This window comes from Desertivirga xinjiangensis (assembly GCF_024436435.1).
Taxonomy (GTDB): Bacteria; Bacteroidota; Bacteroidia; order Sphingobacteriales; family Sphingobacteriaceae; genus Desertivirga; species Desertivirga xinjiangensis.
In genome coordinates, this window is sequence record NZ_JAFMZP010000004.1 from 373056 (window position 1) to 397294 (window position 24239).

General features: G+C 41.9%; 21 protein-coding genes. 3 read left to right on the forward strand and 18 right to left on the reverse strand.

The features are described from left to right. The 4 genes from J3P37_RS12890 to J3P37_RS12905 form a co-directional block, all read right to left on the reverse strand. Nucleotides 1-792: a hypothetical protein gene (locus tag J3P37_RS12890; RefSeq protein ID WP_256011639.1), complete on the reverse strand. Its 792-nt coding sequence runs from the start codon at nucleotides 790-792 to the stop codon at nucleotides 1-3. A 19-nt stretch (nucleotides 793-811) separates the two neighbouring features. Continuing rightward, nucleotides 812-4210 carry a TonB-dependent receptor gene (locus tag J3P37_RS12895; protein ID WP_256011640.1) on the reverse strand — a complete coding sequence of 1133 codons (3399 nt, stop codon included), beginning with the start codon at nucleotides 4208-4210 and terminating at the stop codon, nucleotides 812-814. Nucleotides 4211-4352: 142 nt separating this feature from the next. Continuing rightward, nucleotides 4353-5279 (reverse strand): FecR family protein, encoded by a 927-nt coding sequence (locus J3P37_RS12900; RefSeq protein ID WP_256011641.1) that lies wholly within the window; start codon nucleotides 5277-5279, stop codon nucleotides 4353-4355. 58 nt (nucleotides 5280-5337) lie between these two features. Further along, entirely contained in the window at nucleotides 5338-5934 is a 597-nt protein-coding gene (locus J3P37_RS12905) for an RNA polymerase sigma factor (protein ID WP_256011643.1), read from the reverse strand. A 104-nt stretch (nucleotides 5935-6038) separates the two neighbouring features. Between J3P37_RS12905 and J3P37_RS12910 the strand changes: the two genes are divergently transcribed. Beyond that, nucleotides 6039-7277, forward strand: a complete 1239-nt coding sequence (locus J3P37_RS12910) for a cation:proton antiporter (RefSeq protein ID WP_256011644.1) — start codon at nucleotides 6039-6041, stop codon at nucleotides 7275-7277. Between the two features lie 21 nt (nucleotides 7278-7298). On the opposite strand, the gene J3P37_RS12915 is transcribed toward J3P37_RS12910, so the two are convergent. The 12 genes from J3P37_RS12915 to J3P37_RS12965 all read right to left on the reverse strand — a co-directional run bounded on the left by J3P37_RS12915 (nucleotide 7299) and on the right by J3P37_RS12965 (nucleotide 18928). Further along, on the reverse strand, nucleotides 7299-8360 hold the full coding sequence (locus tag J3P37_RS12915; RefSeq protein WP_256011645.1) for a fatty acid desaturase family protein: 1062 nt from the start codon (nucleotides 8358-8360) through the stop codon (nucleotides 7299-7301). 236 nt (nucleotides 8361-8596) lie between these two features. Continuing rightward, entirely contained in the window at nucleotides 8597-9757 is a 1161-nt protein-coding gene (locus J3P37_RS12920; protein WP_256011647.1) for a sensor histidine kinase, read from the reverse strand. A 122-nt stretch (nucleotides 9758-9879) separates the two neighbouring features. After that, entirely contained in the window at nucleotides 9880-10599 is a 720-nt protein-coding gene (locus J3P37_RS12925; protein ID WP_256011648.1) for a metallophosphoesterase family protein, read from the reverse strand. Then, nucleotides 10599-11360 carry a metallophosphoesterase family protein gene (locus J3P37_RS12930; protein WP_256011649.1) on the reverse strand — a complete coding sequence of 254 codons (762 nt, stop codon included), beginning with the start codon at nucleotides 11358-11360 and terminating at the stop codon, nucleotides 10599-10601. The genes J3P37_RS12925 and J3P37_RS12930 overlap by 1 nt, the downstream gene beginning before the upstream one ends. Nucleotides 11361-11386: 26 nt before the next feature. After that, nucleotides 11387-12469 carry an ACR3 family arsenite efflux transporter gene (gene arsB / locus J3P37_RS12935; protein WP_256011650.1) on the reverse strand — a complete coding sequence of 361 codons (1083 nt, stop codon included), beginning with the start codon at nucleotides 12467-12469 and terminating at the stop codon, nucleotides 11387-11389. A 29-nt stretch (nucleotides 12470-12498) separates the two neighbouring features. After that, complete coding sequence (locus J3P37_RS12940; RefSeq protein WP_256011651.1) at nucleotides 12499-13065, reverse strand: DUF6428 family protein; 567 nt, start codon at nucleotides 13063-13065, stop codon at nucleotides 12499-12501. Nucleotides 13066-13113: 48 nt separating this feature from the next. Then, nucleotides 13114-13443 carry an ArsR/SmtB family transcription factor gene (locus J3P37_RS12945; RefSeq protein WP_256012020.1) on the reverse strand — a complete coding sequence of 110 codons (330 nt, stop codon included), beginning with the start codon at nucleotides 13441-13443 and terminating at the stop codon, nucleotides 13114-13116. Between the two features lie 115 nt (nucleotides 13444-13558). Then, nucleotides 13559-15061, reverse strand: a complete 1503-nt coding sequence (locus J3P37_RS12950; protein WP_256011652.1) for a glycine betaine uptake BCCT transporter — start codon at nucleotides 15059-15061, stop codon at nucleotides 13559-13561. Between the two features lie 21 nt (nucleotides 15062-15082). Further along, entirely contained in the window at nucleotides 15083-15202 is a 120-nt protein-coding gene (locus J3P37_RS23235; protein ID WP_500793325.1) for a four-helix bundle copper-binding protein, read from the reverse strand. A gap of 113 nt (nucleotides 15203-15315) precedes the next feature. After that, nucleotides 15316-15996, reverse strand: a complete 681-nt coding sequence (locus J3P37_RS12955) for a potassium channel family protein (RefSeq protein WP_256011653.1) — start codon at nucleotides 15994-15996, stop codon at nucleotides 15316-15318. An 8-nt stretch (nucleotides 15997-16004) separates the two neighbouring features. After that, the gene (locus J3P37_RS12960) at nucleotides 16005-17780 is read right to left on the reverse strand and encodes a TrkH family potassium uptake protein (protein ID WP_256011655.1); all 1776 of its coding nucleotides are present in this window, start codon (nucleotides 17778-17780) and stop codon (nucleotides 16005-16007) included. Nucleotides 17781-17845: 65 nt separating this feature from the next. Further along, nucleotides 17846-18928, reverse strand: coding sequence for a mechanosensitive ion channel family protein (locus J3P37_RS12965; RefSeq protein WP_256011656.1), 1083 nt, complete (start codon nucleotides 18926-18928; stop codon nucleotides 17846-17848). A 512-nt stretch (nucleotides 18929-19440) separates the two neighbouring features. On the opposite strand from J3P37_RS12965, the gene J3P37_RS12970 reads away from it, so the two are divergent. Next, nucleotides 19441-19800, forward strand: coding sequence for a response regulator (locus J3P37_RS12970; protein WP_256011657.1), 360 nt, complete (start codon nucleotides 19441-19443; stop codon nucleotides 19798-19800). Between the two features lie 280 nt (nucleotides 19801-20080). Continuing rightward, a complete protein-coding gene (locus tag J3P37_RS12975) occupies nucleotides 20081-21961 on the forward strand; it encodes a PAS domain-containing sensor histidine kinase (protein WP_256011658.1) in 1881 nt (626 codons plus the stop codon). 15 nt (nucleotides 21962-21976) lie between these two features. Here J3P37_RS12975 and J3P37_RS12980 read toward each other — a convergent pair whose 3' ends face one another. Both J3P37_RS12980 and J3P37_RS12985 read right to left on the reverse strand, forming a co-directional pair. Then, entirely contained in the window at nucleotides 21977-22951 is a 975-nt protein-coding gene (locus tag J3P37_RS12980; protein WP_256011659.1) for a gluconolaconase, read from the reverse strand. Between the two features lie 12 nt (nucleotides 22952-22963). Next, complete coding sequence (locus J3P37_RS12985) at nucleotides 22964-24175, reverse strand: PQQ-dependent sugar dehydrogenase (protein WP_256011661.1); 1212 nt, start codon at nucleotides 24173-24175, stop codon at nucleotides 22964-22966. Nucleotides 24176-24239: the final 64 nt, after the last annotated feature.

Here is a 24239-nt window from a genome sequence, read left to right on the forward strand (position 1 = left end):
TTATAGTTCTAACCGGTTCCCAAATCGCATGATATTTCCTGCGGGAGCTTCAGAGAAGATGTAAAGTTTTGAAGAAGCAGCAGAAGCGGCAGGCTTAGGAGCCGTAGAGTTGAGTGCATTCCAGGTGTAGCTCGTACCATCGATGTAGGGTATGTTAGTACCGGCTTTGTAAACCCGCACACTGAACAACACTGAGGTCATGGTGCCGTTATAGTCCTGCCTCGCAGTAGAAAATGTGGAAAAGGTTAGCGGTGCACAGAATTCGTAGGGTTTCACATTCGAGGCACGGGCAAGCTCCTCAAATACTTGTGGTGTAACAAAGTATTTGCCTGCCACAATATCAACGGGCTCGGTGTAGTTGGTCACCGTAGGCTGGAACATGTAAATGAGGCTGATCTTATCTGCGGCTACAGCAGGTTTCTCTAGCATTGCACTAATGCGTCCATCCATGTAAAGAAAATTCACTTTAGCAGCACCATCTGCTTTTTTCAGTTCCTGTTCTAACACCAGCTTTCCTGTAGTCTCTTCATTCACAGTTAGCTTTACCTTGTCCTCATTTGTATTGAACGTGTAAATATTTTTTTGATTGAAACTATTGTTTGGCGCCAGCGAAGCGGCAAAATCAAAACCGCCAACTTTCACCAAAAGGTTTTCGCTGCTTCCATTAAATCCTGTAACGGTAACAGGCATTAGTTCGCTTTTATCGAGAAAATCATCGCTTCCCTTTTTACATGCAGTTACGGAAAGCAACAATGCGCCTATACAGGCCGGACAGAATTTATTCAATTTCATCGTTTTCATTTTTATCATCTTATAAATTATAGGATAGGCTCATGCTAAAGGAAGTGCCGATCTTTCGGAAAAACGTGTCGGTATCGCCTACGCGCCACTGCCTTCCATCCTCGGTAGGTTCGAAATTCCCTTTTTCATATTTGTCGGAAAAACCGTCTTTCCATTCGTATAGCTGCGACCATTCGGTCATGTTCATGCTGTCTGCACCGGGTTTAAGCGAATAGGTATTCTTCGAATTGATGAAGAAACGATAAGGACTGTTAAGCAGGTTGCTCATGTTTATCCGCGCTTCCATCTTCTTGCTTTTGAGGAACTTGTAGCCCACTTGTGCATCCAGCTGGTCACGCGGTCTCTCAATTTCAGAATACATCGGCTGCATCCCCACGGTAAAGGTTTTATAACCTGAGTGGTTAAAAGCTACGTTTGCGCTGAGTCGATTTCCCGAATACAGCATTCCGATATTATATAATACCGGTACCTGGCCGTATAGCGGACGTTTTTCCTTCAGATAAGTTTTGGTCTTGTAGGAATACTTTACACCTTCTTTGTCCTCACCCGTTCCCATGGTCGAGTATTTGAAGGCGCTGGCTTGTACCTCCGAGTTTTGCAGGGTAAGGTTAGCACTGACGTAAAGATCATTCAGGAATTTCCAGTTGCTGTTAACGAACGTTAAATTCTTACGAAGGTCGAATTCCCAGCCTTTAACGTCGGCATAATCGGAGTTGGCTGTAAGCAGATCAATTGCTCCGCTGCTTGAGGTCACATCCAGGTACATTTCTACAGGGTTTTTGAAATGCTTTTTAAAATATCCCACAGAGATAACCTCCCCGGCAGATGGATACCATTCTAATCGCAGATCATGATGCGAAATGATGGTAGAAACCACGCCTGTATTCCGCTGAACCCGGCCGTAGAGATAATTGTAGCGTGCAAAGCTTGAATTTTCGATCAGTGCTGGCCTGATGGCCGACTTAGCATACGAGGCCCGTATATTTAAATCCTTTATTGGGGTAAGGGTAAGATTGGCAGAAGGCAGGTACAACCATTTCTTTTCGTCGGCACTGCCATCCCGGGTGCGATGTACGAGGTTACCTGTTTCCGGATCCACATAACGATTTTTAACCAGGGCATCCATTTCGCCTTGTCCGGCCTTGTCGGCAGCAGAATCTTTGATCTTGTCGTAATTGTAATACTCTCCTCTAATGCCCCATACTAAACGGATCCAGCTTTTGAAGCGGTTATCCATCATACCATACCAGGCCTGGTTATTGTTCTTTCCGGTGTAATTGCTGTTGTTGAAAGCTGCAGGCAGATAAAAGACATCATGTGATGGGTCGGTAAAGTCAAAGTTCCACTGATGTATTGGCTTGAGGTCGCTCATGCCCTTTGCCGATACTAGGGGCAGAACGTTCCAGGCAAAATCACCTTTTTTCTCCAGGAACTGATACCCCGCCTTGAATACCTGCCCTAATTGACCTATGTTGAAATTATAACTCAGTGCTGCATCGCTTGCCCAATTGGTTTCTACGTATTGGTAAGAAGAGCGGCTTAAGGGACCTGGATTGGCTGTACCATTGCCCGGACCGTAAAGATAGCTGGTGCCATTTAGCGTGACGTTAGGCCCCATGTTGGCATCTACTGCATCTTGTTCGTGGTTGTCTACATTGTTACGAGCTACACCCCATTCGAACTTTAACTTGCCGAAAGTATGCTCGCCCGTGATACGATTTTGTAACAAACTAATAAATTTGGGGCGATCGTATTCGTTAAGTGCCGGATAGCTGTCTAAGCCGGCATTTTCTCCCCAACCCCTGACACGGAAAAACTGATTAGCAAATACCCTCGAGTAAAAGTTACGCAGGGTGATCTTGTGGTTCTTGCTGCTCCATCCCAAATTAACCAGGGCACCCAAACTGGTGGTAAAGTTGTACTGAATCGCCGAACTCGGCTTCAATTCCTCAAATGTGTTGGGATCATAGAAATTCTCGCCGTTCTTATTGAAGTCGCCACGCTCAAAATGTCCGATATTGTCAATAGATTGCTCGTTACGGTAGCTCAGCGATCCCACAAAACCCAGGCGGCTGTGCTTTAATCCGTAGCTTCTGCCCATGCTAAACTGGTAGTTTTGGCCCGGAGCCGTTTTATAGGTGCGGGTACCAAGCCTTTCGGTGCCGCCTATTCTTTTATTCTGCGCTGCAATCAGGTCGGGGGTGCTGGCGGGATCACCAGCAGTATAATTAGCTTGAGTAAAAAAGGAGAGGTCTTTCGGAAAATGCTTTCGTCCGCCATCGTCAAAGCCAAAGTAATCGCCTTCGCCACGTTGGTAACCTAAGAACTCTTTTCCGGTACTTCCGTTGATGTACTTACTACCTATACTGAAAGACATGAAATCCCGGGTGGGGATAGCCATCGTATTCACTTGTACCAGGCCACCTCCAAAACCAAAGCTCATATCCGGCGTGGCTGTCTTTGAAACCACCACATTGTCTACCAGGTTGTTTGGAATGATGTCGAATTCGAAATCGCGGACCTGTACATCTGTACTCGGTAAAATTGCTCCATCCATCATAGCCAGGTTATAGCGTTCGGCGATACCCCTTACCACTACACGTCGGTTATCGGTGGTGCTTACACCCGAGATCCGTTTTAGAGTCTCACCTATATTTTTATCTGGAAGGGAAGCCATCTGTTCACGGCTGATCCCATCTGAAACCACCGCATTGTTTTTCTGACGGGCGTATAAGGCGTTAATGCTTTCCGTTTTGTACGTTCCTGTAACCAATACCTGGTTTAAGCTATTGCTTGAAGGGTTGAGCACCACACTGAGCTCACTTGTTTTTCCTGCCTTTACCTCTATTTCGGTAATGCGCTTGCTTTGAAAGGAGATGTAAGTCACTTCAAGGGAATAGCTGCCTGGGGGAACATTGAAGACATAGGTTCCGTCGACTTTACTCTGAATGCTTTGGCCGGTCTCAACGATTTTGATATTGGCACCTGGAAGCGGTTCTCCCCGGTCGTCGATGATTTTACCGGCAATGCGACCTGCTTGCTGTAAGGAAGCGCTGCGAGGTTCGTTGGCTTTTGAATATAAAACTACCGCACCTCCCTGTTCTTTAAAAGCAATAGGACTATTTTGCAATAGTTGGTTAAGGATATTTCTGAGTTTTTCTTCACGGTAGCTGGCGGCCCTGACCGATACATTTTCAGCAAGGGAAGGATCGTAGGCAAATCTTACCCTGGTTGTAGAACGTAATTCAGATAAAGCTACGGATAAAGATTGTCCTTCTTTAAACTGGACATTCACCTTTATTTCGAGCGCCTGCGAATGGGCCTCGCTGGCCAGCAGCGAAGTCATGACATTGATGGAGAAAACATATAGGATCAGTGAGATTTTCACACCTATTCTGATTATAGACATTAATTTTTAATACTTTTATGATGTTTATATTTAAACCTGGCGTTTGCCCTGACGATGACCAGGAAGCTGCAATTTTCTGTCAAGGGGCAAGCGCATGAATCTCCGGTACCTATCCAATAGGTACCGGTTTTTGTTTAGTAGACTATCTCATCAATATCACCTCCTTGTCATTGATCTGATAATGAAGCCCGTGTATCAACTTTAACTGATCCAAAATTGCCCCGGGACTATCTGCTAAACTAAACTGAATTGAAATAGGCAGATCTTCCAGCGCCTTCTGTCCGAATTTTACTTCCATTAAAAACACATTGTTAAACGTTTTCGCGAATGATCTTAAAGGAACGTTTTCCAGTATGTATTCTCCGTTTAGCCAATTTTCTGCAGAGTAAGCTGTAGCACTTTCCAGCTTTGCCGTCTCATTTATCCTATTAAAAGAAAGCTGTTGATTGGGAGATAAAATTCCCAGTTGGGTTTTGGCAGTACGTACGGCAACTTTTCCGCTTAATAGTGCCACCCTGATATCCGCTGCCAAAGGATCATTGTTGATAATAAATTTAGTCCCCAATACCTCGGTCATGATCTTACCGGTAGTCACTGTAAAGGGATGCTTTGGGTCATGACTTACTTCGAAATACGCTTCTCCCTGTTGCAGTTCTACCCGGCGCGTCTGTTGTAGGAATGGCTTTGAAACAGACACTTTTGAACCTGGTCGTAAATGGACAACGGTACTATCGGGCAGTGTTATTTTCTTGAACTCGCCTTTTCCGGCGGTATAACTGTCCCAAGTCTTTCCAATTACTGGCGATGTTGATCTTTCGTACACCCGGTAACTAATGGTTCCGGCAGTAAGCAATAATACAGCTGCGGCTGCCACTTTAAGCCAGGATTTATAAAGCTTCTGTATTTTGATCTTTCGGCGAATCCCGTATAGTATTTCTTCGCCTGTCCTTGTTTTTTCCTGCTGATTGGAAAATGCTTCGAAGGGGACGCTATCATCCGTACGATGGAACCAAGCTTCGGCTTGCAGCTCTGCTTTGCGCCTTTCCGCGAATATATTTTTCTTTGCCATACATAATGCTCTTCGCAGCCGAAGCCAAAATGTACTTTAAGGAAAAGCTATTGATGTGTTAAATTTTTGTTAACAGCACCGCCAACACTCCAGCCAGGTTTGCTGGTTCTGAATAGAATTTACGTGTCTGCGATCTCAGGCGTTCGAGGGCCATCGAAATATTATTCCTCACGGTTTGTTCGGAAAGGGACAGTTCAGCCGCAATCTCCTTGATGGATTTGTTTTCGTAGCGACTCAGCTGGAAGGCCTGCTTCATATTAACGGGCATTTTTTCAACTTCGCTGTCTAATAAATCTTGTAGTTCTTTCGCTTCTAAGATTGTTGATGAAGTTGGTAAAGTTCCATCCTGTTGATAAAGCATTTCCCTTTGCCGGGTACTTGTTTGCTTCCTGTACCAGGAAATGGCCTGTTTTTTAGCGGTAACATTTAACCATGGAGCCAAAGACCGCTCCGCTATGATCCTGTCGCGATAGCGCCAAAGGTTAATGAATATTTCCTGTACAATGTCTTTTGTAGTTTCCCTATCACAGATACGCCGATAGATCATCGCATACACTTCCGGCCAATAACGTTCATAAAGCTGTTCGAAGGCTTTTTGATCACCATCTTTCATAGCAGTGATTAAATCCTGGTCGGTAAGTAGCGTTTGGCTCACCGCACAAAGTTACCATGGAAAAGATTACCTTTTTGTTAACTAATGATGAATTAGATTACACAAGTCATCGCATTCGCTGGTATAATAGTTGAGAGGTACTTTAAATGGATGAATATTTCCTTTTACTAGCGCTTATAGGTTTCACAGCATTCAGCATGGCATGGATGCCGGCCATTTCTAAGGTGACCGGAATTTCCTATTCAATAATATATCTTGTTGCGGGAGTCCTTTTTTATAAGTTTTTCCCTGACGTTTTGCCTACCCCAGATGTTCATGTTTATCCGGTGCAGTCAGTTCGCATTGCTGAATTAATCGTTATCATTTCTTTAATGGGTACAGGAATAAAACTCAATCGTGCTTTTTCCTTTAGAAGTTGGCAAACCCCTCTGAGGCTTATCAGCATTGCTATGTTGCTTAGCATAGGGCTTGCTGCCCTTTTTGGTTACACACTTCTCGGCTTGAGTTTGGCTTCCGCTTTACTGCTGGGCGCTGCTCTTGCTCCCACAGATCCCGTACTGGCGTCCGACGTGCAGGTAGGTCCGCCTAAAGAGCGCATAGAATCGGAAACAAAGTTTTCCCTGACTTCAGAAGCAGGTTTAAATGATGGTATGGCCTTTCCTTTTACCTGGCTTGCTATCATAGTAGCTCAAATAGCTAATGGTACCAGTAGCGGTAACCCTGTTTTGTCCTGGGCTGGTTACTATTTTCTCTATAAAATTATTTTAGGGCTTGCAATAGGTTATGCCTTTGGAAGGATTGTAGGATATTTAGTTTTCAATTTAACGGAGCGATATGCTTCTATAAAAACCAGAGATGGGTTTCTGGCTATTTCTCTTACACTAATCGTATATGGTGTAACAGAACTCGTTCATGGTTACGGGTTTATAGCAGTTTTTGTAAGTTCAATAACTTTAAGACATTTTGATAAACAGCATGATTATCACGACAACATGCATTCCTTTGTCGATCAGACGGAACGGTTGTTAGTTGCGGTTGTACTTATACTTTTCGGAGGGGCTTTAGTCTCGGGGATTTTAGAACCATTGACATGGGGTATGGCCTTCTTTGCCATTATATTTGTTTTTATTATCAGGCCGGTTGCTGCAATCTGTAGTTTATATGGAACTAAAATGCATATCAAAGAAAGGTTAGCGATTAGTTTTTTTGGCATCCGGGGTATAGGGTCAATATTTTATTTAGCTTTCGCATTCGGCGAAGCAAATTTCGAAGGCAAAGATGAATTGTGGGCAATTGTAGCCTTCACCATTCTCTTATCAATTATTATACATGGCCTTACAGCGACACCGGTAATGAAGCATCTGGAAAATGGCGCCAGGGAATAGATCTCAGACATTTTTTCAAGGCTAAGCATTTCCCAGCCTTTTTATATGCAGGAGATGCGAAAAGAATGCTCTTGCCATAGTTCTGTGTTCCAGGTAAGTAACATTAAATTCCTCACAGGTTTCTTTTACCAGTTTATTAATTTGAGGGTAATGGATATGGCTTATTCCGGGAAACAGGTGATGTTCAACCTGAAAATTCAATCCGCCCAGAAACCAGGAAGCGATTTTACTTCCAGTGGCAAAGTTTGCAGTGGTACTGATCTGATGTACAGCCCATTCCTTCTGGATTTTGTTGCTGTTTTTATCTGGCTCAGGAAATTGCGTACCCTCTACCACATGAGCAAGCTGAAATACAATACTGATTGAGAACCCACAAACCACAGCAGCAATAAAGAACCCCGTGAGCGCTTTAAGCCATCCAAGCATAATTACCGGAAGTAAAAGGTAAACAAAAACGTAGAAGAGTTTCGTTAACCAGAATACCAGATGCTCTTTGCGGTTCATTTTCTTTGCGGCAGGGTCTTTCAATATCCGGAAATACTTTTCAAAGTCCTGATATAGAATCCATATAATATAGGATATGCCGTACAGGAGAACCCAGTATATATGCTGGAATTTATGGTACCAGCGGCGTGGTTGTTCTTCATGCATCCGCATAAACTTAATATCGATATCATGATCCATGCCTTCAATATTTGTATAAGTATGATGATCAATATTATGCCGCTGTTTCCAGAAGTGTATGGTGCCTCCCAGGATATTTAAAGAATAGGCAGACACTTCGTTTAACCATTTATGCCGCGAAAAACTCCCGTGTCCCCCCTCATGCATGATATTAAAACCAATGAAGGCTAGATTACAGCCCAGCAATCCGCATAAGATCACTGCTGGAACATCACCCGGAGTAAAGAATACCAGGATAATATAGATCGAGATGGCAGAAAGGCTAAGTATCAAACTTTTAAAAAAAAGTTTTATTCCTCCTGTTTTTGAAAGGTTATTCTGAATAAAATAAGAATTTACCTTTTCTTTTAAAGCTTTAAAGAAAAGGCCATTGGCATTGTTGAAACTAATTTTTGACATTTTAAGAGCATTAACCATAAATTGTAGTTATTAACCAAAAGCAGGCCTCCGGCTAATACTTCATAAAGACTATAAACAGGAGGTTGATAGGAGACTTAAAAGTAAGAGCGCCTATGCCGGAAAATAGCTACTATAAAAATAGACATTCAATTGAGCGCATTGTTTACATAAAACGGAACAAAAATTACATAATTCACATATGGTAACTCGAGCTATAATGTTTATGATTGAAATCGTCATAAACAGGGCAGACTAAAATGAAACGTGCTTCCTTTACCTTCTTCACTTTCTACCCAAATGCGGCCATTTTGCCGATGGATCATCTCTGCGGAAATATAAAGGCCGAGTCCTAACCCGGCAATATTCTGAGTGTTCTCATTTTCAACCCGAAAGTACCTTTCAAACAAATTTTCGTGCTTTTGAGCAGGGATACCCATTCCAAAATCCTGCACACTACAGATTAGTTCCTTTTCGTTTCGGTCTAGCCTCACTACAATTTTATCCTCTCCCGGAGAGTATTTAATAGCGTTGTTTATCAAATTTATTAGAACCTGCTCTGTTCTGCCCTTATCGCCATAGCAATTAACGTTTTCAATTGTTTGAAGGTTGATATGGTAATTTGATGTCGCCCGGATATCATTCACCACCTCATTAAGAAGGTCGCTGAATGAATAGGTAACCAAATTAAGCGCGAATTTTCCTCCTTCCATCCTGGTTATATCCAAGAGGTCGTGAATTAATCGAGTGAGTTTAATCACCTGAATATTCATCTTTCTTAGCATGGCTCCGGCGAACGCATTACTTTCCGACTTAAAAATTCTCTCCAACACCTGGCCATAAGCTTTTAAAGACGTTATTGGGGTTTTTAATTCATGGCTAACAATACCCAGAACTTCATCTTTCGACTGTTCATTTCGCTTTCTGTCAGTAATGTTTTGTAGTAATGTATAGCCTAGCGTCTGATCCCGGTCTTTAAAAAGAATAGATTCAACAATGCACCATACCTCTGTCTTGTCTTTCTTAATCAAGCAAACTTCAAAATTGAATTTTGGCACTCGTTTTTCCCATAATTCAGTCTGTAAACGTTGCCATCGCTCATTAAAATCAGCCCTTGAAAAGTCTCTGATTCTTGATCCGATTATTTCTTCTTTCCGATAGCCTAATAAGTCAACTACTGCCTGATTTATTTCCAGGATCTCTAGGTCAGCATTTATAATTTTATTAGCTACACTAGACTGCTCGAAAATGGTCTTAAAGCGTTCATCACTTTCGTGAAATCGTTGCGCTTCTTGTTTTACCTCTTTTAATTCATTTTGTAAAGCATTATACGAAGCACTTATCTGATCGTATTGAGCTTTCAGTGTGTTGAAATTGAGCGTGTTGTTTTCTGGTTCCAAACAGATATGCAGATTTAGTGGATCAATATAAGGACTTCTTATAACAATCAGCAATGCAATAAGTTCTGATAGCTAGTCTGCAGGACAAAAAAAGAGGTAAGTTTGTGGAGCAAATAATTAGATTAATACGCTTTTCGTAGTCTATCTGCAAATTCTTCAGGCAGCGGGCTTTTTTCAACTGCAAGGGCCGCCTGATCTACATCATATTCGAAACGAATAAACTCGACTTTTACACTTTCCTTTTCTGATAGAGTACTGTTCTCGTTAAGCGTAAATAATACATACCCACCACGTGGATCGCCATCTTTTGGTTTACCAACGGAGCCGGTATTGATAATATGAGCAAAGCGGTCATCCCGGGAAAGAATCCGATGATATGGCTTGTGAGAATGAGCGCAAAAAAGAATATCGGCTTTAGCTTCAAAAAGCAGTCCTCGGACATAGTGCTCATCCGTATCCTCAAGAATATATTCGTCATTACTTCTGGGACTGCCATGTACCAGCAGGATATTGAAGTTTTCACTACCCAACTTATACTCCAGGCGGATATGAGCAGGTAGCGCCTTCAAATATTCTTTGTTTTCAGCTGTGATCAGTTGGTAAGCATAGTCCTTGCCGGTTACCTCCGAAATTGTCTTTTTAACTTTTACATCGTGGTTTCCTGCTAAAGTTGCTATGCTGCGTCTTCTGATTTCCGAAATCACTTCGTTCGGCCAGACATTATATCCTACAAGGTCACCCAGACAATAAACCACATCAGGTTTTCTGTCATCCAAATCCTTCAAAAAAACCTCAAATGCCGGAAGGTTGGCGTGAATGTCTGAAAATAATGCAATTCTCATCAGGCTGTTCTTAACATATCTGCAAAACCATTGGGGAGCGGACTGTTTTCAACCGCCTTAGCTGCCTTTTCTACGTCATATTTAAAACGTACAAATTCTACCTGGATGGCGTCTTTATCCAGCACAGAACTAGTATGGTTGATGGTTAAGATAACATAACATCCTCTCGGATCTCCGTCCTTGGGTTTCCCAACAGAACCAATATTTACTGCATGGCGATATCTTCCGCTTGCTTCAGCAATAATCCGATGGTAAGGTTTATGAGTATGCCCAAAACAAAGGATATCAGCATCTGCCTGCTCCATGATGCGTAGTAAGCTTTTCTCTTCCCTATCCTCAAATAAGTACTCATTCACTTTCCTCGGACTTCCATGAACCAGAAGCAGGTTCATTTTATCATCGTTAAGCTGATATTCGACTTTGATATGAGCAGGAAGTGTCCTTAAATACGCTCTTTCAGCTTCTCTGACAATTTCATTAGTGTACGAGATAGAAACTTTGCCCATTTCTTTCTCCAGATCTGTTTTATAGGCGCAACCACATTCATCGATATTTCTGCCTATGCCGAAATCATAGTTCCCGGTGATAGTTGGAATTTTCCGTCTTTTAATTTCATTAATGACTTCGTTCGGCCAGATGTTATAGCCTACCAGATCTCCAAGACAGTATATTGCATCGATGTCTCTGGATTCTATGTCGGCAAAAAAAGCCTCTAGTGCCGGAAGATTTGCGTGTATGTCTGAAAATAAAGCGATTTTCATTTAGGGTAAGGGTATAGTATAAAATTTTATTTAGCTAAAACGGATTCGTGTCTATAATATCTATTGCGGAGCCAAAACGCTACCTTCACAAGAGCAATCAGAGCAGGTACTTCTACAAGCGGGCCGATTACGCCGGCAAATGCCTGTCCGGAGTTAATACCAAACACACCAATTGCCACTGCAATAGCCAGCTCAAAGTTATTTCCTGTTGCAGTGAAAGCAATGGAGGTGCTTCTTGAATAGTCGGCTCCAAAGGATTTTCCAATAAAGAAGCTAGCCAGGAACATAACAGCAAAATAAATCACCAGTGGTATGGCAATCCGGATGACATCCATTGGAATTTGTACGATCAGTTCGCCTTTTAAGCTGAACATCACTACAATGGTGAACAGCAAGGCAATCAAGGTAATTGGAGAGATCATGGGTATATATCTTTTCTGGAACCACCTTTCGCCCTTAAGCTTGATAAGGGAATAGCGGCTAATAATACCTAAAGCAAAGGGAATACCTAAATAAATGCCTACGCTTTCTGCGATCTCGCCTATAGTGATATCGATCTGAAGGGATTCAAGGCCAAAATAGGGAGGCAAGATGGTAATGAAAATATAAGCGTAAACGCTGTATAATAATACCTGGAAGATGCTGTTCAGTGCGATCAGACCCGCCCCGTATTCCCTGTTACCTTCGGCTAGTTCGTTCCATACCACCACCATTGCAATACAGCGGGCAAGACCAATCAAAATGAGGCCAACCATATATTCCGGGTAATCCCTCAGAAAGAAAATTGCAAGGAAGAACATCAGTATCGGCCCTACAACCCAGTTTAGAAATAGGGATGCTCCCAGTACCTTCGTATCTTTAAATACTTCTCCCATATTTTCATATTTCACCTTTGCGAGGGGCGGGTACATCATTAGGATCAAGCCTACCGCAAGGGGAATATTTGTTGTTCCACTCGAGAAAGAATTGATAAACCGGGAGGAAGAGGGCATGAAGTAGCCAATAGCTACTCCGATAGCCATGGCAAGGAATATCCATAAGGTTAAGTATCTGTCAAGAAAACCTAGCTTCTTTCGCTCCACTACCGGTGCGCAATTAGTTGCTGACATGTCAATGCTTATTGATGATTAATACTTATTTAGCAGCAGCCTGAACCTGGAGTACAAGTAATTTCAGTCGCGAGATTTTGTAATTGAATTTTAGGTTTCAGGTCTTTCACATCGGAGGTGCAGCAGTCTTCACCTGAATCCGTGGTGCCACAACTTCCGCCACGAGTAATGGCTTTGCATTGCACTGCATCCGGACTTAGAATTACAATCAAATTATCTCCATCTATAGTAATTTGGGTGGGATACATCTGGCGGGTATCAAATTTTGAATTTCCGAATTCGATCTTTACTTCAGCCTCTGGGTTTAAGAAAATCTCTTTTTCTACAATATCAATGATAGAAAGCGCTTTACGAGCTTTCATAGCCCTTTCCTGTTGTTTAACTCCGGGTTCCCAAAGCTGAATAATTATTTCTGTCCACTCATTTTTTATTCCTCCACAGTCCACTGATACGATTGGGGCTTGTTTGACTTCAGTGATGTGGTAAGACTGATCCACCCATTTTCCTGCTTCGTATTCAAACTGAAGATCTAGTCCCGGATTCTCTATTAGTTTATTTTTAAAGCTTTTCCAGCTTAATGCATTTGGGTTATTCATAAGTCTAACAGTTTATTGCAATTTTACGATATATGCTCTTAAATTTTTTTAGCAGCAGGAATTCTCCATCTTGTAAGAGGCAAAGAAGCTTCCAAGTGCTTTCTCTAATAATGTCCAGTTTTCGGGATTAATACAATAACAAATACTGACACCCTCTATGGTTCCCTGTATCAAACCAGCATTTTTCAATTCCTTCAAGTGTTGAGAAATGGTGGCCTGTGCGAGGCCAAGCTCTTCAACTAAACCTCCGCAGATACAAGTTTTGCGTTTAATTATCTCTTGAAGTATTGCGATGCGAGCGGGATGAGCGAGTGCCTTTAGCATGGTGGCCAGTCGATTCTGTTCATCAGTGAATATTTCTGTTTTAGTTACGCCCATAGTATATCGCAATAATACGATTAATATTAATTGACTCAAAATATTTTTTTTTGTAGTACCGCGCGATCTATCGTAGTAATGTAGATCTAGTCATTGCGCTACCCGTTTCAATACATCAGTCTGCCTTTGGCGGAGATTTGTCATCCTTTTTTCGAGGCATGAATTCCTCCTGCAAAGCGAGATACAATGAATAACACATAAAAGCCAGGATAATGGAAAATGGTGCTGCTGCAATAATTGAAGCTGTTTGAAGGCCCTGCAGTCCGCCGCTAAGCAGTAATACTGCTGCTATAGACGATTGCAATAAACCCCAAACGAGTTTGATTTTAGTTGAAGGATTTTGGACTCCTTTAGATGATAGCATTCCAAGCACAAAAGTTGCAGAATCAGCGGAAGTAATAAAGAAGGTAATAATTAGCAGTGTAGCAATAGCAGAAAGAATATTTCCCAGTGGCAACTGCTGTAAGGTATTAAACAAGGCCGACGTCACATCAGTCTGTGCCGCTTCTGCTATCTTGCCATTATGAAACAGTTCAAGGTTTAAAGCGGTGCCACCAAATACGGCGAACCATAAAAAGCCAAATAAACTTGGAACCAGCAACACTCCTAAAACAAACTCCTTAATAGTTCGCCCCCTCGAAACACGGGCGATAAACATTCCTACAAAGGGAGCCCAGGCTATCCACCATGCCCAATAGAAGAGAGTCCAGCTTTTAATCCAGTTTCCCTGACTGAAGGGAGTTAATGTGAGGCTCATTTGAACCAGGTTTTGCAGATAACTCCCGATAGTGGTTGTGAAAACATCGAAAATAAAAGATGTAGGACCAACAAACAGGACAAACACCAGCAGAACTACAGCAATGCTCAGGTTGGCGTTACTTAGTATTTTTATACCTTTATCAAGGCCGGTAGTAGCAGAGGCCAGATATAAGATCGTCACGATGACAATGATGGTCAACTGTGTACTAAAATTATTTGAAAGGCCCGTTAAGGAGTGCAGGCCACCATTTATCTGCAGCGTTCCGAGACCCAAAGACGTAGCAACTCCGAAAATGGTAGCGATGATAGCCAGAATATCAATTGCCTTACCTAAAGGACCATCGGCTTTTTCTCCAATCAAGGGAAAGAAAACACTACTAATGAGCCCGGATCGTTTTTTACGGAAAGTGAAATAAGCGATGGTTAGGCCGATAACCGTATAGATCGCCCAGGCGTGCAGTCCCCAATGAAAAAAAGAATAACGCATGGCCAGCCTAGCAGCTTCTGCTGTCTGAGGGCTGGCGTTTTGAGGCGGATCAATATAGTGACTAAGAGGTTCAGCAGCTCCCCAGAAAACCAGCCCAATTCCCATGCCTGCACTAAACAGCATAGCAAACCAGCTTTTCTTTGAATATTGCGGTACATCATCATCTTCACCCAGTTTTATACTTCCATAGCGACTAAAGGCCAGGAAAATAGAAAACAGGAGGAATGAAAAAGTAGCTAGAAGGTAAAACCAGCCAAATTTTTCAGTAGTGATGTTTAAAAGAGACGTCGATGTTTCAGCTAAGTTTTGCGGCGAGATTATACCCCATAAAACAAAGAGAAGCACGACTATTGCAGCTATAGCAAAAACCATATTTTTGGAAATTACGTATTATTATGAAGCTGCCACCATTCCTATATCTTCTTCCTTAGTGCATGGACTTGCACAATGATTGCAAACCGCAGCGCATTGCAGGCATGCTTCAATACATGATTTCCATTTTGAATATTCCATAACTTTCCTTTAGATGTAAAGGTTTAACAGGATGGGGTAGTCATGGTTTAAATTAACTGAAATTGGAAGAGAAAATGGGCTTTGCCTATGCAAAAGCCTTCCAAACTCTCTGGTCACGCTTTGATCAGACGCTGAATATCCATTAGCTCACCAAACATCACCAAAATATCCTTTTCTTCCAGTAGGGTATTTGATTTTACTACTCCTGTTGCTTCCTTAAGGTTTCTCCCTGTACCATCAGCTGACTTACTGGTAGATTTAATCGTTGTGAGTACCAGTACCTTATAGCGGTTATTGAAATCTGCCTGTCCGATTGTCTTGCCCACAAACCGTTCCGGTACAAGGGCTTCAACAATGCTGTATCGCTCAGATATTTTAAACGAGTCAATTACTCCAACCGTATCCAGCCGCATTGCAAGGCGTTCAGCCGATTCCTCTTCTGGAAGGATATATTCCTCTATGGCCATTGCATCGAGTACTATTTTCTGAAGAGGAGAAACAACCCTGCCTATAATTCTTTTTACCTTTAATTGCTTGAGCAGGGCGGTTGTAAGAAGAGAGGCTGCTTCGTCTTCGCCTATGGAAACTATCACCGCGTCTGCATCGGCTAAAGGCAACGATGATACTGCTTCTTCATCAGTAGAGTTCATACAAACAGTATGAGTGATCTTTTCCTTCAATCGTTCCACCTTTTTCATGCTATTGTCCACACCAATTACTTCATGTCCCATCTCTGTTAAGCGGGTAGCCAGCGATGCACCGAAATTCCCTAATCCTAATACAATAAACTTCATATAAATAATTAAAATGTAACCTCTTCCTTGGGATACTGATATCCCTTATTTTGTATGCTTTTAATTAAAGTGAGCACAAGTGTTAATGTTCCTACACGGCCCATGAACATCGTCGCAATTAAGATCAGTTTACCAGCATCGCTGATCCGGGGGGTAATGCCCAGAGTCAGGCCCACCGTACTATAAGCAGAAACGCTTTCAAAAGCAAGGGCAAGCAAGCCTTTATCACCATCTGTAATTGCGAGTAAAAAGGTTGCAATAGCTAAAGAGACGATCGAGAGCATTATAATTGCAAAGGCCCTCCGTACAGATTCATCTGAAATTTCCCTCCGGAATATTTGAATCCGATTGTAGCCTCTTGCAAGGCTAAAAATGTTTAATGCCGCAACCGCGAACGTTGTTGTTTTTATACCTCCCGCTGTCGATCCGGGCGAGCCTCCTATCCACATTAAAAACATGACAATTAAAATTGTCGGAAAGGAAAGCGAAGCCATATCCACCGTATTGAATCCTGCGGTACGTGGGGTTACTCCGGTAAAAAATGCTGTGGCTAATTTACCGCCGATCGTAGAATGTGCTGCAAGCGTAAAACGATGCTCCAGGGCCAAACAGGCAAGTGTTCCAAAAATAATCAAAAAAATGGTAGTCCATGATATTAGTCTGGAGTTAAAGCTTAATACCCATGGTTTAAAGATGAACGCTTGCCGGTACATTAAACGGTCCCTCAAATTGCCATACCAGCGGACGAGAAAACGATAAATATTGTGAACAAGAGCAAAGCCCATTCCCCCAATAATCAGCAACACAGCCACAACAAAATGGAAAGAATAATTAAATCTGAAGTTGAGATCGTATAAGCCGTTCGACAGCGTTGAGAATCCTGCGTTGCAAAAGGCAGAAATAGAATGAAATACGGAAAAATGAATTCGGTCTCCGAGGGATTTAAAACTTATTGAATCAACACAAAGAAATATCCAAACGGCACCAATTACTTCAAAAAAGAAGGTAATGCTAACTATGGTAGTAAGCGCCTTTACCACCGAACTGATTTTGCGTTCATTGACAAATTCCGTAAACATCAGCTGATTTTTATAAGATAGAGCCCCTGTAAAGAAAAAGCCGAAGAATCCGGTAAAGGTCATGATCCCTAACCCTCCGAGCTGAATTAACACGAGGATAACGTTCTGTCCAAACAAGGTAAAATCCTGACTGATATCTATGACTGATAAGCCGGTTACACAAACTGCACTGGTAGACATAAACAGGGCATCTAAAAATTCTAAATCATTTTGTACTGTCGATTTAGGTAGTAGGAGTAGAAACGTGCCGATCAAAATCAACACCAGGAAGCTTATTATAAATAGGACCGTCGGGTTAAGATAGAAATGCTCAAAGAAAAGGCTCGTTTTTGATACTTCAACGATAAATACAGCGAAAATACCTACGAACATCCAGGCTGGTCCTTCAAACCCTCCTCCATCCAGCATCTTGTATCTAACAATGGATATAAGACTTAAATAAAAGAATAAAAGAATCTCGCTTAAAAAGGAAACTTTATATTTCTTTCTTATAGATATAATTAGGAGAATCTTTACCAGAAGCAAGACAATGAAGCTGTCAAAGAAAAATATCAAGACTTTCATCATTGTACTTTCCAGAAAAAGGTTGGTATTATATCCCACCAGGAATAATATCAACAGCGAACAAGCCAGACTTGTCCACAGCATAATGCGATCTATAACCGATCTGATCTTACTTATGCTGTCTGAATGAAGTTTTTTCATCTATAAAATATCTTTGCCAAAGTTCTTTATTTGTTTTTTACTTCCACTACATTAACCTTCTCATTTTAAACCTCCAGGACTGGAGCGGCGTCAGAAACTGCAGCAGGGTTGACAAAAACGGTTTGGGTAGGATAGGCAAATTCAATTTTTTCCCTTTCAAAGGCGGTGAAAATGTCAAGGTAAATTTCCTGCTGCCGGTCCATATAAAAATTAAAATCGGCACTTTCCACGTAGTAAACAAATTCGAAGTCGAGACTGGAATTTCCAAAGCCTGAAAAATGAGCGCGGTCGAACCGAACACTTTCTTTGCTCAGAATGATCGCTTTAACTATTTCTGGGATCTTTTTCAGTTGTTCGGCTGAAGTTTGATAGACAACACCAAGCTGAAATATTATACGCCGCTGCTCCATTCTTTTGTAATTATGAACCTGTGCATTGGTAAGATAGGTATTAGAGCAAACCAACTGTTCTCCACCCAGGGTCCTGAGACGGGTGGTTTTAATTCCCACGTATTCTACCGTTCCCATCTTATCATTAACAATAATAAAATCACCTATTTCAAACGGCCGGTCAAAAAAGATAATAAAATAACTGAAGAGGTCTCCCAGAATAGTTTGGGCAGCCAGGGCTATGGCAATACCGCCAATTCCGAGCCCAGTAATCAGGGTGGTGACATCGTAGCCGAGATTATCAATCAAAAAGACGATACCAAGCACCCAAATAATAATATTGATGATGATCAGGAGTCCCTTTGCCTGCTTTTCCTTGGTTTCACTATTAGTCTGTTTATGAATGAAGGAAAAAAGGAATTGCCGGATTATGGCGGTAATGATACCAAGTAAAAAGAAAGTAAAGGCAAACAGAAAAGCAACATGAATAGCCCGGCCAACAGCGGCCGGAAAAGTCAGTGCATTAAGAGAAAAATAAAATGCAGCCACATAAAATAGCGGAACCACCGACTTCTCAATTGTGGTAACAAGAAAATCATCAATCGACGTTGCGGTTCTTCCTGATAACTTTTTAAGCTGGTAGATAATAATTTTTTTGAAGATCTGAATCGCCAAAAATCCTCCAAGCAGCATAACAATTGCAGTGATCCAGGCTAAAGTGGTGTTACCTAAAAAAGTCATGTTCCAAAAATTTTTCATTTTAAACAGTTTGTTCCCATTGGGAAATTAACGAATAGCACTACTTATATAGGTTGATAAGCGTGCAATAAACTTGATGGTTTGTACAGCCAAAAACCGGCTTAACCTAAGAAACAAGGAACAACACCTTCTAATTTAATGAAGAGGAAGTATGTTCCGAATATGAGCAAAGGTAGAAAATCAAGCTGTGAATTTGCTCTTTGATGGATATTCTCGTTTCCTATTCATAAATGTCGTCGATAACGATAGACAGAAATTCTTCCTTGCCAGATTATTTCAAAGGTTGTAAATACTTGATAAAAAGAAATATAAGTATTTTTGTTATGTCTGAACAAACAGCAGGTTTCCTCCATTCCATTGGTATTAGTCCTGAGCAGAGGGATATTGAATCGGCCGATAATACAACCGAGAGAAAGAGATTCTTCAATTCACTAATAACGGCCAACCTTATAGCCCTGAAAAAATCTATTTGATGCTAAAATTTTTTATTTTTGCGTTATATCTGGTATAGAGTGAGGAAAAGAGTTTTAGTATTCGAGCAGGATAGGGATATTCTCGAAGTTGTGAGTTATGTATTAATAGAAGAAGGATATGATGTTGCAGGATTTTCTTCAGAAAAGGAGGTTCTTGAAAATCTTGGGAAAGAGGATCCCGACTTAATTCTGCTGGATGTTCAACATATTACACCAGAAGGTACAGCACTGTGCGAAAAGATCCGGAAAGATCAGCAGTTCGGCCACATTCCTATCGTTGTTCTTTCTACGCATATGAAGGCTAGTAAAGTAAAAGAAGTATGTGCGGACGACGTTGTCGGCAAGCCCTTTGATATCGATATGTTGCTGGAGGTTATCGGTGCTCATATCGATGCTTAGTGTAATGCAAGGCCAGTTATAGGTACGCGCGGCAAGCGTGCACCTATAACTATTTTCACAGATCTCTTTCAGCTTTTTCTAAAGCCTTAGGATAGGCCTGATTAAATAAGCAAGCATCTCTTCATATACGATTTTGAACAGCCTGTTTGAGCAAATGACGGACGAACAGCGCTCGGATGATGACCGGAACCAATCCAACCCATTTTCCCAATTCTCACAATGATATACTAAACAGGTATCTGCTAGCATAGTTATTGCTATCTCATTCGATATACCTTATATGTATCTTATCTCTGACGAAGTTCGACAATCTCTGGCGGCTGGACCTCCAACTATAATTCTGGGACCGAATATTCCAGTCTTTACTATAATATATGCTAACCCTGCTTATTACAGGGCAACCGGAACAATTCCGGAAAATCTCATCGGGATAGGATTCCTTGAAGCATTTCCCGAAAATCCCGATGACCCGGAAACTGGGAATGTTAGGGAGTCAAGGAATAAGTTGATAGAATGCGTATTGACGAAAAAGGAAACGACACTGTCGAGTCAGCGCTACGATATTCCTGTTCGAGGTACCTGTTTCTTTGAAACAAGATATTGGCAAGCCTACAATAGTCCGGTCTTAAACGCCGAAGGAAATATCAAATATATTATACATGTAACCATTGACATCACTAGTACATTTGAACTGGCCAGGCAAGATCGGATTGCTGTTGAAGTAGCGGAATTAAAAAGAAAAGAATTTCATTCTCTGTTTATGGAGGCTCCCGGCGCAGTTTGCATTTTGCACGGCCCCGATTTTGTTTATGAGCTGGTTAATCCTACTTATCAAAGTATCTTTCCCGGCCGTTCTCTGTTGGGAAAGCCTGTTTTGGAAGCGCTGCCTGAAATGAATGGTCATCCCCTGATGGAAATACTTAGCAGTGTTTATCTGCGCGGCGAGACATTTGAAGGGAAAGAAGTATTAACCCAACTTGCACGACATGAAAATAGCCAACCGGAGGAAATCTACTGGAACTTTATTTACAAGCCCAGGTATAACAGCGATGAAATAATTGATGGTATCCTTGTTTTCGCTTATGAAGTTACTGAACAGGTCAAAGCAAGGAAGCAAGCCGAAGAACACGCCGATAGGTTTAATGCCATTATGGAGGCTATGCCACAAATTTCCTGGACGATAACTGATAGAGGAGAAGCTACTTTTTTCAATAAGCAGTGGTATTCATACACTGGCCTTAGTTTTGAGCAGTCAAAGGGCTATGGATGGCAACAAGTACTCCATCCTGACGACTTGCCAATAGCGCTGGGGATAGGTGACAAAATACGCGAGACTCATTTAGAGCAGGATATTGAGGCCCGGTATAAACGCCATGATGGTACTTACAGGTGGCATCTGACCCGTATTAAGCGAGTCTTGAAATCGAATGGGAACATCGATTTTTGGATAGGCACATCTACTGACATTCATGAACTAAAAATGCTGCAACAGCAGAAGGATGATTTTATAAGTATTGCCAGTCATGAACTCAAAACACCGCTTACCACTCTAAAGGCCTCACTTCAACTTTTGGATAGAATGAAATCGAAGGTGGTTGATAGTGTCATGGTAAAACTAATTGAACAAAGCAATATAAGTATAGGAAAGGTAACCGGATTAGTAAATGACCTTTTAAATGCAAGTAAATCTACGCAAGGCCAGATTCATTTGCGAAAGTCGCGGTTTAAGCCAGCTGAGCTAATCAATACCTGCTGCCATCATATTCGCCAGTCTGGCGAGTATTCAATAATTCTCCGCGGAGACATCGATCTGGAAATAAATGCAGATCCGGAACGAATAGAGCAGGTTTTAATAAATTTCGTTAACAATGCAATTAAATACGCACCCCAGTCCAAAGAGATCTTTATTGAGATAATGAAGGAAGGGTCGGTAGTAAAAATATCTGTTACAGATACCGGCCCCGGCATTGCCGGGGATAAAGTTTCCAACCTGTTTGACAGGTATTACCGGGCTGATAGTACAGGGATGCAATACTCTGGTTTAGGACTTGGTCTATATATTAGTGCTGAAATAATAAAAAAGCATGATGGTAATATTGGAGTAATCAGTGATGTGGGGAAAGGAAGTACATTCTGGTTTACGATTCCAACCCCACCTTGATAAAATCATTAACCACTACTTTGATTTAGGAACAGGTTTAAATACAGCACGTTGAATGGCAAACTGTTTGCTTGGAACAGCATTGCTGTCAAGCAATTCATTAAACCTGGCGTTCATTATCCATACATCCTTTCCATTCTTTGTGGCCGTAGCCGGGTAGGTGAAACGATCGGCGATTAATGTTGTAGCCGAAAGTTTTGCACTTTGCCAGTTATCGTTTGAGTGAAGCTTGAAGATCTTATCATTTCCGCCATTCACTACTATGGTCAGGTGTTCAGGGTCATTGAGAAGTAATCCGTCTCCACCCAGGAAGTACTGGTCTAAAGCAATCCGCTGCACATTTTTCGGGTTCCTGATCTCTACTTTATAAAGCTGGCCAGTATTGCTGTTATCAACTATCAGATATCCTGCAGGATGATAAGCAATACCATTTAAACCAATGCCATCCGTTTCAAATTGTTCATCTTTAGCAAATAGAGAGACCTGGCCCTGTGGAGTAATCTTATAAATAGCATGAGAATAACTATCCGTCATATAAATATTCTCATTATCACCGAACGTGATATCGTTGGGGAAGTGTTCGCCTGGCAGGAGGCCAGACAGGTCAAGATCCGTCAATCGCTTTCCGTTGTCCAGATCAATACTAATCAGTCGTATCATCTTATTTCGTGTTTCCGGCGAAGTATATTTGCTGTAGTTAGCGTCTCCAACACAAACAAATAAGCGCTTTCCATCCGGATGTATTTTCATACCATAGGTAGATTTCAGGGTGCTGTCGCCATGAAATACAGAATAGCCACCTTGCGGGCCTACTTTGCCAATAACACCCAGCCGGGCTGACGATACATAGTAGACATTTCTCACACTGTCGTATGCCACACCTTCAGGGTAGCTGTCGGGCGCTTCAAAAGCAATACGCTCCGTGGGCTTAATTGCTATACAGCCGGCAACTAAACAAAGACTGAAGAAGAGTAATTTTATTGTTTTCATCAGATAGTTCTTTTAATCTCTTTTAATGGCATAAATAACCCCGTTTGCATCATCAGAAATATACACCATACCTGATGGTGTTATGCTGATCCCCGCAGGACGGCCAAACCTGGCTTTCCGTTTGAACATCAGGAAGCCTGGTTTTAAGAAGCCTGTAAGAAAGTCTTCGGCGCCGACCGCAGTACCATTCGAAAACTTTATTCGCTGAACTTTAAAGCCGACAGGTTTGCTCGAATTCCAGGAACCATGCCAGGCAACAAGTCCGTCTCCATTATAATCCTGGGGAATATTTTTGGCATTTCCAAAAAACTGGAAAGCAATGGGAGCCATATGTGCCCGAAGTTCAAGTACAGAGGGTTGTGTTGTTTTTACCCATTCTTCTTTGATGTCTCCGGGAGGATCCTCCCGGCTCCGATCCACTTCACGTTTTCCATAGGCGAAAGGATAGCCGTAATTTCCTCCTTTAATGATATGGTTAACTTCCTCAGGTGGCCATTTACTGCCTTTGGCGTCGCCTCCATTGTCGATGCCCCATAACTCGCCGGTTTGAGGATGAAAATCAAAGCCGATCGTGTTTCGTAAACCGCTGGCGAAGATAGTACGCTTCCAGGTTTTTGGATCAACCTGCAACATCGTCGCAGCTTCCTTATCACTCTCCTTGCAATCGTTACAAAGGGTGCCAACGCTGATGTAAAGCATTCCGTCTGGTCCGAAGTCGATGGTCCGGTTCGGGTGCTGCCCGCCATTAGGCAGATCGCTTATCAAAAGCTCCATGTCTCCAAGGGTGCCATCTGCCTTTACGGGATAACGGCGTAGCTGCATATTATTACACAGATACATATAGCCGTCTTTCATGGTTATACCATGAACGCCTTTAAATTCGTACAATACCGTTTTCAGCTCTTCGAACTTCGAGTCTCCGTCTTTATCTTTCAGCATCAGTACGTCCCCGGCGTCGCGCCTGGTTATATAGAGCTCACCGTTGGGCCCGTTATAAAGCATCCGCGGCCTGCCTAATCCGGAGGCTGCTATACTTACATTCCACCCTTCCGGTACTTTTAATAATTTAACCATTTCCGGTAGGAAATCAAGATGCTGAGGATACTTGGTTACATGGGCAGATCGTGTTTTCTTTTTAGGCGGTAAGCCTCTTTGGGCAGAAGCGATGTTGCCCAACAGGAGCAGGGTCAATGAGAGTGTTAAAGTAGTTTTCCATGTTTTCATAGAATGTATTTTACTTGATAAATTAAATTCAAGTGAATTAGTTTTAACTATTATGAAAAGGTTC

Coding starts and splice junctions, on each gene's coding strand:
- J3P37_RS12945 (WP_256012020.1), bottom strand. CDS start 13,443: ATGGGCGTAACTAAAACAGAAATATTCACTGATGAACAGAATCGACTG.
- J3P37_RS12955 (WP_256011653.1), bottom strand. CDS start 15,996: ATGAAGTTTATTGTATTAGGATTAGGGAATTTCGGTGCATCGCTGGCT.
- arsB (WP_256011650.1), bottom strand. CDS start 12,469: ATGTCAGCAACTAATTGCGCACCGGTAGTGGAGCGAAAGAAGCTAGGT.
- J3P37_RS12940 (WP_256011651.1), bottom strand. CDS start 13,065: ATGAATAACCCAAATGCATTAAGCTGGAAAAGCTTTAAAAATAAACTA.
- J3P37_RS12930 (WP_256011649.1), bottom strand. CDS start 11,360: ATGAAAATCGCTTTATTTTCAGACATACACGCAAATCTTCCGGCACTA.
- J3P37_RS12910 (WP_256011644.1), top strand. CDS start 6,039: ATGGATGAATATTTCCTTTTACTAGCGCTTATAGGTTTCACAGCATTC.
- J3P37_RS12975 (WP_256011658.1), top strand. CDS start 20,081: ATGTATCTTATCTCTGACGAAGTTCGACAATCTCTGGCGGCTGGACCT.
- J3P37_RS12950 (WP_256011652.1), bottom strand. CDS start 15,061: ATGGTTTTTGCTATAGCTGCAATAGTCGTGCTTCTCTTTGTTTTATGG.
- J3P37_RS12965 (WP_256011656.1), bottom strand. CDS start 18,928: ATGAAAAATTTTTGGAACATGACTTTTTTAGGTAACACCACTTTAGCC.
- J3P37_RS12980 (WP_256011659.1), bottom strand. CDS start 22,951: ATGAAAACAATAAAATTACTCTTCTTCAGTCTTTGTTTAGTTGCCGGC.
- J3P37_RS12915 (WP_256011645.1), bottom strand. CDS start 8,360: ATGTCAAAAATTAGTTTCAACAATGCCAATGGCCTTTTCTTTAAAGCT.
- J3P37_RS12925 (WP_256011648.1), bottom strand. CDS start 10,599: ATGAGAATTGCATTATTTTCAGACATTCACGCCAACCTTCCGGCATTT.
- J3P37_RS23235 (WP_500793325.1), bottom strand. CDS start 15,202: ATGGAATATTCAAAATGGAAATCATGTATTGAAGCATGCCTGCAATGC.
- J3P37_RS12895 (WP_256011640.1), bottom strand. CDS start 4,210: ATGTCTATAATCAGAATAGGTGTGAAAATCTCACTGATCCTATATGTT.
- J3P37_RS12985 (WP_256011661.1), bottom strand. CDS start 24,175: ATGAAAACATGGAAAACTACTTTAACACTCTCATTGACCCTGCTCCTG.
- J3P37_RS12960 (WP_256011655.1), bottom strand. CDS start 17,780: ATGAAAAAACTTCATTCAGACAGCATAAGTAAGATCAGATCGGTTATA.
- J3P37_RS12900 (WP_256011641.1), bottom strand. CDS start 5,279: ATGGCAAAGAAAAATATATTCGCGGAAAGGCGCAAAGCAGAGCTGCAA.
- J3P37_RS12890 (WP_256011639.1), bottom strand. CDS start 792: ATGAAATTGAATAAATTCTGTCCGGCCTGTATAGGCGCATTGTTGCTT.